This window comes from Bartonella sp. AP88HLJMH, assembly GCF_042195605.1.
Lineage (GTDB): Bacteria > Pseudomonadota > Alphaproteobacteria > Rhizobiales > Rhizobiaceae > Bartonella.
In genome coordinates this window covers 17,314-28,888 of sequence record NZ_JBHIOR010000018.1, presented here as the reverse complement: position 1 = coordinate 28,888, position 11,575 = coordinate 17,314, and the positions used below count along the sequence as shown (strand labels likewise).

4 protein-coding genes and 1 pseudogene are annotated in these 11,575 nt (G+C 37.3%); all 5 read right to left on the bottom strand.

The features are described 5' to 3' along the window. On the bottom strand, window positions 1-2,441 hold a 2,441-nt coding region (locus tag ACFIMA_RS07920; protein WP_375693307.1), incomplete at its 3' end, for an autotransporter outer membrane beta-barrel domain-containing protein. Between the two features lie 172 nt (window positions 2,442-2,613). After that, window positions 2,614-3,340, bottom strand: a pseudogene (locus ACFIMA_RS07915) (autotransporter outer membrane beta-barrel domain-containing protein); the annotation flags it as partial. A gap of 28 nt (window positions 3,341-3,368) precedes the next feature. Continuing rightward, complete coding sequence (locus ACFIMA_RS07910) at window positions 3,369-3,647, bottom strand: hypothetical protein (protein ID WP_375693306.1); 279 nt, start codon at window positions 3,645-3,647, stop codon at window positions 3,369-3,371. A 390-nt stretch (window positions 3,648-4,037) separates the two neighbouring features. Beyond that, entirely contained in the window at window positions 4,038-7,508 is a 3,471-nt protein-coding gene (locus tag ACFIMA_RS07905) for an autotransporter outer membrane beta-barrel domain-containing protein (RefSeq protein ID WP_375693305.1), read from the bottom strand. 445 nt (window positions 7,509-7,953) lie between these two features. Next, window positions 7,954-10,728: an autotransporter outer membrane beta-barrel domain-containing protein gene (locus tag ACFIMA_RS07900; protein ID WP_375693304.1), complete on the bottom strand. Its 2,775-nt coding sequence runs from the start codon at window positions 10,726-10,728 to the stop codon at window positions 7,954-7,956. Between the last annotated feature and the right edge of the window lie 847 nt (window positions 10,729-11,575).

Here is an 11,575-nt window from a genome sequence, read left to right as displayed (position 1 = left end):
TGCGTGGTCATATCCACTAAACCAGCATGAAATAAGGCATTTGGCAAAAGAAGATAAGTTGGAACCTGTGGAACAACAGCTCTAATTTGGAGATTAGACTGAACATCAAGCGGTATAGAGAGATTAGATGAAGGATCTAAAGGATCAGAGGACTGAGAAGGCTTTGGTTCGACAGGGACAGAAGGAGGAGAAACAGTATCCAGAGATGAAGTGTCCTCCGGAGCAGAGGGCTCAGATGGCAGAACATCATTAGTAGAATCTTCCACTGGAACAAACGGTGCAGGCATAGGTTGCACAGCAGAAGGAGCCTCCGGAACTGTTGGTACAGAGGGAGGCTCAGACGGAACTGGTGCAGAAGGAGTCAGCGTCGAATCCGTAGGGATAAATGTTTCAGACGGTTCAGATCCTTCAGGCAAAGAAGGTGTAGATGGTATAAGTGGAGGCTCAACAGAAGGGGGTTGTTCAGGTGAAATAGTCTCTGTTGGTCGTTTAGAAGGAACCGTCTCTTCTTCAGATTGAGGAGGTAAAACTGTAGATGTTGGCTTAGAAGCAGTTTCAGAAGAATCTAATTCAGGACCAATGTAAACACTTTCGAGACGAAAATCCCAAAAATCCCCTTCTCCAACAACCAATCTATTCTTTGGATCTGCATTTCCAGAAGAAGAACTTGGACCATAGACACGAAGTTTATATTGATAAGGAAATCCATTCACCGTAGTATAACTATTGGCTAACTTAAAAGAACTTTCCTCTGCTGTCCCAGCAACTTGAACAAGTGAAATACTTTGACTTCCTTTATTGCCAGCTTCTCCTTCTAAGGTTTTGGAAAATTTCTCCATCATGAGCAGTGTACTTCCCAAAACATTCCCGTAGATCAAAATACGATCAGTTTTTTGAGGATTAAACGAGCCGTCATTATTCACAAACGCACTCATCTTAATCTGCACATTTCCCTTTGCATTATAGGCTTCTTTATCATATTGTATCCCCTCTATTGGATTTATGTCATTTAGATTACTTCCTTTCTCAATATATACTTTTCCAATATATAGCGTTTGATAATCTTGAGATATAAATTTATCAAAAAAAATTGTGCTATCAGAAATGCTTATAGACGAAAGTAATGAATCTACAGGAAGAGATTCCTGCAAATCTGTATGTTTCCTTTTGGTGAGATACCATGCAGAGCCATTTGTTAATTCTAAGTGAACAGTTGATGCATCCTCAACACGAATACCCCCTGTAAGGATAGAATCCTTTGCTTTCACCAATAGAGAAGAATTATTTTGAGCCTTTAACAATAAATCACCAGAGATCTTTGTCCTTTCTGTTAATTCAATGGTAGCTTCAGCTCCATAAATATCATCTCCCGTACTATAAATGGCAATACCATCGGGAACTGAAAAAGTTGTCTGTGACAAATGCAAAGACGCTTCACCCCAAACAATTTTTTCTACTTTTGAAAGTTTTTCACTCCCTACCTTAAACATATCACCCCATACATCTGGGCCTAATCCATAAAAATACAGACCGTATACTCCCTCACCCTGAACAGAAATTTCTGTACCTTCAATCTTAATATTTGTCTTTTTAAACTCATTTGATGAAGCGTATTCTTGAACCAATTTACCTTCAGCATCTGCATAACCTGCAAAATTCGTAATCAAGAAGCCATGCATATCAGTGAGCTGAATAGAATCACCACGTAATTGAACATTACCACCCTGTGATATGTCAAAAGCTCTTGGAAATTCATCAATACTTTCATTATCAACTACAATCGTGTGTTTCTTACCTTTTCCCTGAATATTGGTTGTATCAATAAGATATTTTCCCCCAAATTGTGTTGAAAACGCACCAATCTCATTAAAAGTAATAGTACTGCCTGACATCCTAATGAATGCATCAGAACTACTAACAAATCCAATCCCTTTTGCATTCAAATTATCTGATACAATATCAATATTTACGCTCACTAAAGCAATATCGGTTTTTTTTCCTTCTGCACATACAGCTTGCAAACTACCTTCAATCTTCCCTCTATTCATCACAACTTGCCCATTCTGAACACGAAAACCGGACATATCCTTAATATTTGAATTGGTTAGAACAAGCTTGCCATCATCTTTTACAGATGCACTATATAAAAACATCTGCTTTGGCCTATGCGAGATAATATTTGTCTCTAATAAATTTAAAACAGTTCCCTCTTTTTCTATAGAGAAGACAGCAATAAAATCATCTAGAGAAGAGACAGAAGGAGTATAATTTTTATTACTTATCGTATGTTTTTTACTATCGCTATATGTAAAAAAACTCCCTGATACATTACAGGAAATTCCTAAATTGTTAGGATTCGCATTAACACTCACGATTGGCAAAAAAGAAACAATAGCCGTTGTAATAAATAAAAATCTATACCCGCTTAATACATTAACCATAACTTTATTCCCAATTTGCCTTTCTCCCCCTGTTAGTTAAAAATAAAAAATATTCCCCATAACATTAAGTTAAACACACTAACAATAGCAAGTATAAAACTTAAATAATCACTTTATACTTCATAAAACACTCTATAACTTATGTAAAAATTACTCTATATTTCATAGGCACCTAAAAACGATAGTATAAACCGCCTGAAAAAATAATCCCTGAAAACCACCTTTTCTAAGGCAATGCTGATAAGTTACATCTCCATGCAAAGCAAAGTTTGAAGACAACTGAGCCTTCAATCCCATTCCAGTTTCTAGAAAAGAGCCAAAAGCCCTTATTGGAATTCATCTCCAAACCGCACACGTTGTTTTCCTCTAAAACTAATGGCAAGCTGAAGCTTGCAATTGAAAGAAACAACAAGAGCCTCTTCAGAAGCAGCAAGCATCTTTCTTAAAGACCACCAACACGCATCACCCATAAATCAAGTTTTCCCATCTCAATATCAAAACCATCAATATCAGACGCCTTATCAAACCGCACATTTTGATAAATAACCTAAAACCTGCGGATCAAAAATAACCCCTTTATGCCCTGTCATAAATGACTTGCCCGCAATCAATGCAGCACTCAAAGGCGTTTCCTTCAATGTTGCTGTCTTGCCTCTTGCTTGCGTGAGAACATCCCCTTTAAATAAACCACAGGAAAAAAGGACATCTATATAAAAGCCTGTATCATGCTGCATGCTGCCATATACTGTAATAGACCATTTATCAAATGTACTTTTTTGTTTTCTTTAACATCTTGAGGTTGTAGAGAGTTTTTTTCCATTATTCTCCATTATTCCAAAGCTCAAAGTGTGATGTGTATCCTCAATCGCATTGAGCAAGACACTTGCCTCTATACCATGAACATCAGAAACCTGAATCTTACCTTCATCAAAGGAAAGAACCACCCTGCTTCACACCAAACACAGATTGAGATAACGTAGCATTTCTACCACTTTTCTTTTCGCCATTTCCTGTAATAGAACTCTTTTTAAAAGAAGTTTTATTATCTTTTGACACAACCACTGCTGATGTAATCTTCTCAGATCTCTTTAATTCTAAAATTCCATCAGTTCCTGAAAGCCTTTTTTCCCCTTTACTTTTTTGCGGCTTAATAACTATGTTATGAGCTCGTATTGTAAAAATAACACCTGTAGTCCTCCTATCCAATCCACTCATATATAACTTATTACGACTTCCAAAAGTACGAGAAGCATCAACTGTATCACACGAATACGACTTAAAAAGAGAATTACACGAGGGGTTATTAATCTTCTCCACTCACATCTATATTGTGCGCGAAGAAAGAAATAGAGGTCGTAAGAGAACACACACATGGCGTTTTAGTACTTTAATCATAATTTAGTCTAAACTTCCTTTATTTTATTCATAAAAAACTGAAAAGACACACCTGGTTCATCTACTTATTATTCTTATTATGTACCGCTACATATAATTTGTTTTGTATTATATGTAAAGTCAAAAATCAGAAAAACAACACAACAAAACCATGTTTTGTGCTTATATCTTTCACAAAAGATGTATTAAAGAAAAATACAATTAAAAATGATAACTTAATCCACCAGAAAAATGCGTTCCGGAAAAGCCGTCACTCGTAAATTTATGCTGATAAATCAGATCGCTATGAAAAATAATTTTGGGAGATAATTGCGAAAAAACACCAAATCCAGCTTCTAAAGAAGTCCCAAAGGAACCAAGCTGGAAGGCATCTTTAAAATATACAAATTGTTTATCATCAAAACTACGAATGAAATGAAGCTTACCATAGAATGAGAGAACATGTGCATCTTTATCTTTAGTAAATGTAAGTGTCTTCGTTAAATACCCACCAATACGCATCCCCCAATGATCTGGACTTCGCATATCAATATTAAAATTATCAATATCACGAGTCTTATGAAACTGGAGATTTTGATAAACAAACTGAACCTGTGGTTCAAAAATAAAATATCGGCTGCCTATCATAAACGTTTTACCAGCAATTAAAGAAACACTTAAGGGCTTCCCTCTCAATGCAGCCGTTTTACCTCGCTCAAGTGTGAGAACATTTCCATTAAACAAACCATAAGAGAAGAGACCATCCATATAGAGACCCGTATCATGCTGCATGCTTCCATATGCTGTGATTGTCCATTTATCAAATATACTTTCTTGACTTTGTTTAACCTTTCGAGGCTGCAAAGAAAGCTTGCCATAATTTCCCATAATCCCAAAAGATGTCGTACTGTATGCACTTTCGATTTTCTTGAGTAAAATACCTGCCTCTAGTGCATTATAATCAAGCTCACCGCCATAATCACCATATTTAAATGCAGACAAATTTGAAGTATAATGATGATGTCCACCGTAACCGCGCAAAAACAAAGCGGGATTTTCATCATTTTTCAACAACCGACCAGGAACAGTTCGCAGCGCTTGCAACTGCTTGCTTTGATTACTGATATCCATCAATCCAGCATAAAATAAGGTATTTGGCACAAGAATATAAGTCAAAACCTGTGGAACAACGACTCTCACATTTGGCTCAAAATGAGAAGAAGACTCAAAAACAGATGACGGAACAGAAGAACCAGACGCAGGTGGAGTAACAACAAAAGGAGTGGGTGAAACAGATGGCGGAACAAGTGAACCAGATGCAACTGGGGAAACAACAGAAGGAGTGGGTGAAACATGCGGCGGAACAAGTGAACCAGATGCAACTGGGGAAACAACAGAAGGAGTGGATGAAACAGATGACGGAACAGAAGAACCAGATGCAACTGGGGAAACAACAGAAGGAGTGGGTGAAACATGCGGCGGAACAGGTGAACCAGATGCAACTGGGGAAACAACAGAAGGAGTGGGTGAAACATGCGGCGGAACAAGTGAACCAGATGCAACTGGGGAAACAACAGAAGGAGTGGATGAAACAGATGACGGAACAGAAGAACCAGATGCAACTGGGGAAACAACAGAAGGAGTGGGTGAAACATGCGGCGGAACAGGTGAACCAGATGCAGGTGGAGAAACTGGATTAGATTCAGCAATAGCGGGAACAACAGGTGCAAGAGAGGAAAGAGGATTGGGGATCTCAAGTACAAAAACATCAGATACATTAGGTGTGGTCGTAAGATGGGAATCCCTATCAGGAGAATCTACAGGAGAAGAAAGACTTGGCTCCTGAGACTTTTGCTGAGAGTTAGAATCAATAGAACCATCCTCACCTCCAGTAATATTAGGATGAATTTTAGGAAAAGAAGGAATATCATCAGAAGAAGGGGGGACAACCAAATCAAGAACAGGAAAAACTTTAGTGGAATCAACAAATTGACTTTCAAGTCGGAAATCCCAAAATGTTCCAGAGTTTTTAAGCACTCTTTGATTGGAATCTGCCGCCCCTAAAGCAGAGCCTGGACCATAACTCTTAAGATGATACTGATAGGGGGAGGCTTCAAGTGTGACATACCCCCCCTTTAACTGAAAAGAATCTTCCATGGCTTTTCCATAAACCTGAATAATGGAAATCCCCTGATTATTACCACCATCTCCCGTCAATGCCCCTGAGCTTCCAGGAACACTATACACATGAACTGTTGTTTTCCCTTCAAGATCACCATTGATTAAAAGCCGGTCAGTTTTTTGCTCTTGCAGAGCTCCGCCTTTATCCAAATATGCATTAAGATAAAGATTCACATCACCGTGCGCTTTATAGACAGTCCCAGATCCTTTTCCAATGAGAAGTGTCTGATAACCATTTGTTTTTTTAGATTTTAATTCTTCAAAAACAAGAGAACTATCCGTAAGATTAACCGATGAAATGAAGGAATAGTCCCCTAAATTAGAACCATAAGCATCAGAATTTTGCAATTTGTCATATTTTGGTCGCGATAAAATCCACTTTGAACCATTTTTTAAATCTATCTTAGCTGTAGAACTTTCATCAACATGTGCGCCTCCTACAAGGGTAGAAGCATCAGCCTCAATCTTTACATTAGAACGCTCAACAGCTTTCAGAAGTGAATCTCCAGAAATTTTTGAATGTTGTGAGAGTTTAACAGAACTTTCGAATTCGCGACTATAAATAGCCGTACTTTCTGGAGCCATAAAAGTTGTCTTTGTCACATGGACAGTCCCTTTTCCAGGTATAATTGTTTTTTTATCATTTAAGACAGCTTCCCAAAAAAAGTGCATACCATTAAATCCATTCCCTCTCACAAAAACATTGGAATATTTTATATGAGCAGCATTATGGTTATTCCCCTGCACTACAATGCCATGAACATTGTCGACATTAACGTTTCCCTTCTGGAAATTAAGAGAGCCTTTCCCCTGAAGCATACTAAAAGCAGAACCTTCACGATGATTATCTGTATTTGTTCCCTGTTTCCCCCTCCCAGTAATAGAAACGCCCTCTAAATTAATTTCTCCATCTCCTCCTGTTTGAACACCAATACCATCAGCAAAATCAATTTTTCCTCCTTTCATATAAATTTTTGCACCATTATGACTCAAAAGACCTATCGCATCAGAAGATGTCTTAATCTCTGTCTTGGTCAAAGAAACAAACGACCCTTTACCCCCAACACTGATCCCCATTCTGGTTGCTTTAATCACCCCATCCTGCATTTCAAAAGCTCCCTCATCATTAATATCGGCCCCTATCGACACGTTATTTAACATGGAATCAAATAGAGCAACGCCTCCCCCATTTGAGGACTTTACAGCTGTTGTCCAAGCGTTTGTTTCTGAATGTCCATGTGCATTCGAAACACCGTTAATGATTATAGCCTCTCCCTCAATGACTGTATTTTTCCCTGATGCCTCTATGGCAGCATAAGAACTTTCACCCGTAAGTTGATAAGTTTTCTTGGTAATTTCATGCGTTTTACCATCATTACAGCGATAAAATGAGGCACTTTCGTTACATGAATATGGCTTCTTCTCAGAAGAAATCTCACCTGCATCAGTATTGTATACAAAGAAAAAAATAACCGTTGTAAAATGATATAAAGAGAGATGATTTTTAAACATAATTTTCTACAAACTTTCTTCCCCTTCTCTAAAAACAAAAAACACGCGTTCTGTTTAATAACTTTGGTTGCGCGTGATAATTTAAAATACGTTTTGTGTTTTATATATCCACCCTATGTTTTATGTAAAGCCAGAATCCCAAAATATCACAATTTAAAATTGTATTATTTATAAAAACGCGTAAAAATATAGATAGAAATAAAAATTCCACCCCAAAGCAGTGATTTCAAGAGAATTTAATAAAAATAAACTCAAAGAAGAAAAACAGCATAAGAAGCAAAAACTGCAAACCAGAAAGCCTTATCTCGTTTCTAAAAAGAAACAAACTTGCTCATGCAAAAAAAACATTTTTTTAAAAAACTTATTTAAAAAGTTGCAAACAAATAATAAAAAACCACAAGCTATGCTTGTGGTTTTTTAAACAACTTACCTCAAGATGATCATCCTAAAAACGATAGCGCAATCCACCAGAAAAACTGATTCCAGAAAAACCACCTTTACTCAACTTATGCTGATAAACCAAATCACCATGAAGCGCAAATTTTTGAGACAAGCGAGCATTAAGACCTAATCCAGCCTCTAGAGAAGAACCAAAAGCCCCTAACTGGAAAGAATCTTTAAAGCGCACAGACCTTTCTTTTCCAAAATCATGGGCAAAATGAATCTTTCCATAAAAAGAAACATCACGATCTTTTTCAGACGCAGTAAGAGTCTTTATCAAGCGACCACCCATACGCACCATCAATTGATCAAGTTTATCCATCTCAATATTAAAATTATCAATATCGCGGGCCTCATTAAATTGAAGATGCTGATAAACAACCTGAACCTGTGGATCAAAAACAACACCTTCATATCCTGTGGCAATTTTCTGACCACTCATCAAGGAAACACTTAAAGGGTTACCCTTCAATGTTGCCGTTTTACCCCGCGCAGTTGTCAGAACATCTCCCTTAAACAGACCATAAGATAACAAACCATCAACATAGAATCCTACATCATGCTGCATACTTCCATAAACTGTAGCAGTCCATTTATCAAATGTACTTTTTTGGCTTTGTGCAACATCTCGAGGTTGTAGAGAAAGCTTTCCATAAGACCCCATCACCCCAAAGGATATAACACTGTCAACATTTTCAACAGTTTGTAGCAAAACACCTGTCTCTAGTGCATAGTACCCTAGATCTCCCCCATAACCATATTCAAGCGCAGATAAATCTGAGGCATAACGATAACTTCCACCATAGCCACGCAAAAATGAAGCAGAATTTTCATGAATTTGCAACATTCCACTAAGATTAGTCCGTACTATCTCCAACTGCTTGTTTTGATTGCTGATATCTATCAAACCAGCGTGGAACAAACTATTCGGCAAAAGTAGATAAGTTGGCACCTGAGGAACAACAGATCTTACACCTCGTTGAGACGGAGAAACATTTTCAATTTCAGAAAGACTATCTGTAGAAGACGCTGGAACAACATCACCAGAAGATTCGGGAATAATATCCTCAACAGAAGCACGTGCAGGAGGTGTACGTTGAGAAACCATAGGAGTTTCTCTATAATCAGCAGTTTGAACATATTCATTTTCTAAACGAAAATTCCAAAATGCTCCTCCGTTCAAAGCAAATCTCTGTTTAACATGCTCCTCCCCTCTAGTAACACTTGGGCCATAAGAACGAAGAACATATTTATAAGGCGCGCCATTTAATGCAACATACTGCCCATTCAGTTGAAAAGAGTCATACGATGCATCTCCATAAACTTGAATAATTGAAACACTATGCGCTTTTTCGTTTTTTTCTTCTAAACCTCCCGCAACCCCTTGTATATGGACTATAGTTCTTCCCTTAACGTCACCATGAATGAGAAGCCGATCCGTTACTTGATGATCACTTGTATCACTAGGATTTAAATGTGCATTCAAATGAATCCAAGCATCACCAAAAGCCTGATAAACAATACCTGTTCCTTTTCCAATATAAAGCGTTTGATATGCATGATTAGTACTGGACTTTGGTTTTTCAAAAGTAATGGAACTATTAGAAAGGTGTACCGATGAAATAAACGAAACACCTCTATAATTAGGATCTTGTAATTTTTTCTGTCTTGGTTGCAATAAAGCCCACTGTGAATTATTTCCCAAGATAAGGTCGACTTTAGAACTGTTATCAACCTGAGTTTGACCGACAAGTGCAGAAGCATCAGCAACAACCTCTATAGAAGAGTTACGATCAGCCTTCAGCAACAAATCCCCAAAAAGCTTTGTTTCCTTTAAAAATATTTTAGATTTTCCAGATTGACTGCTATAAACAGCTATACTATCTGGAACGACAAAACGCGTCTTTTTCAAATCAACGCGCAATGATTTTCCCTCTGACGAACCTTCTGATGCTGCCACACCTTCAAAGTGTATACCATAAAATGCATTACCTTTCACTGTAATATTGGAATCTCCAATATTAATCTGAGGAGCTTTATCTCCCTGCAATAAAAGCCCATGAGCATCAGTAACATCAACAGAACCTTTCATAAACTGAACATAACCATCTTCAGATATATGAAAAGCTGCCTGACGACCTGCATCCAACCCTTGATCATCCTTGCCGGTACTCCCCTTGCCGGTAATAGAGACACCCTCTAAAATAAGATATCCTTTTTCTCCTGCTTTAACCCCAACTCTCCCTAGGCTAATTTGCGTATTCGTTAAATCAACACCACTTTGAGATTTTCCTCCAGCAAAAGCCCCCACTTTGATTGCATCAATTGATCCACCAGACATTACGATGAATCCACCTTGAGCTTCCACCCCCACTAAAACCCCACTCAACGTGGAATCGCTCAGAAAAACGCCCGCTTCTTCTGATACCTTTACTCCATATTTCCAAAAATTGTTTTCCGAGTTATTCTTTTCATCCAAAATACCCTTAACAGTTATATTCTTGCCACGAATAATTGTACCTTCCTTAGACGCCTCCATGGCTCCATGAACACCATTAACATTTTTATCCATTAACGAATAAACTTTATTATTAATTTCGTGCGCTCCACCATCAGAACACTGATAAAATGCTGCATTCTGATCACATGAAGACTGCTTTTTTCCAGAGATAACCTGAGATTCAGCATTGCGTGCAAAAACACCAACATTGTGTGTCAAAAAAAGAAGTGCCGTTGTAAAAGTACATAAGGAGAAGCGATTTTTAAATAGATTGACCATAATTCCACCATAACCCCCCTCTTCTTACTAAGATCTATACATAACGTATCAAAAAACTTAACCAAAAGAAAAATATTTAATACGTTTAGGTTTTAATATCGTGAGTTTATTAATATTTTTTGTGTTTTATGTAAATATGGAATAAAAAAATTACTCGAAAATACAATCTAAATCTGTCGCTTTTACAAAGAATTTGCAAAAATATAACTGAAGAACGACAGAAAAATCACCTTTAACGTTGTTAGTCAAAAACACCCTTAGTCAGTTGACATGCATTAAGAACACCTACTTTAACTGCCGTCTAATCACCCCCAGAACGGATATAATCAACATCCTTACGATAATATTATATTGAAACAGTGTACACTCTGTAAGCAGACAAAACATATGCCACAATTGAGAAACAAGAGTTCACATATGCCGTTTAGGCAATCTTCATGGTAAGACAGCCTAATAAAAAGTAGGAACGTGTAAAAATCAGTTCCGATTTTACCTTCTCCTTTTAATTCAACTTTACAATATTCAAAAGCATTCAGAGCCATATTTTAAAAAGTGAAGATGACACATGACTTCATCTTTTTATTTATGCATTTAAAGAAAACACACTTTCAAAAAACAATACGTCATTATGTTTCTCATTCACCAATTTTCTCAGATATCTCTCATTTTTTCCATCCCCATTTCACAACGACAGCGGATATAATATCAAGTTCATCGGATACAGCCCTCATTGTGCCTGAGTAGCATCTTTGTCTTTGCTAATTTCTAATATTGTAAATCCTCTCCTCTTAATATAATTCCCCAAATTATATTGACTCCTTTCTTAAACGATTATCCACCTGCCAAT

Excerpts from the sequence above, each read along its gene's own strand:
- ACFIMA_RS07905 (WP_375693305.1), bottom strand. The coding sequence starts at position 7,508 with ATGTTTAAAAATCATCTCTCTTTATATCATTTTACAACGGTTATTTTT.
- ACFIMA_RS07900 (WP_375693304.1), bottom strand. The coding sequence starts at position 10,728 with ATGGTCAATCTATTTAAAAATCGCTTCTCCTTATGTACTTTTACAACG.